Raw genomic sequence first — 361 nt, 5'->3', positions numbered from 1 at the left:
CCGACGGCTGCACCGCCGATCAGTGCGCCGACGCAGCCGCTCAGACTCAGGCTCAAGAGGGTCGCAGTCAGAACGGGGAGGGCGTAGCGTTTGATATTCTTCATATCCTTTTTCCTTGGGTATGGACGGTTGGGTGTTCAGACGGTCTTTAAGGGATGGGCCGTCTGAAAAGAAAGGGTTACATGCCTTCAAGCAGGACGGAGTCGATGCAGTCGCACATGGCGTGAATCAGCAAAATATGGTTTTCCTGAATGCGGGCAGTGCGCGGATAAGGGACGTTGAGCAAAACGTCGGTATCTTTGAGCATGGCGGCGATTTTTCCGCCGTCGCGGCCGGTCATGGCGATGACGTGCATGTCGCG

At 56.5% G+C, this 361-nt stretch carries 1 pseudogene; it reads right to left on the bottom strand.

The features are described from left to right. Positions 1-178: 178 nt before the first annotated feature. Positions 179-361, bottom strand: a pseudogene (locus ACTHSP_RS22855) (phosphoheptose isomerase); the annotation flags it as partial.

The sequence above is a fragment of the Neisseria sp. P0001.S005 genome (assembly GCF_051963715.1).
This window is presented reverse-complemented; position numbering and strand designations above follow the sequence as displayed.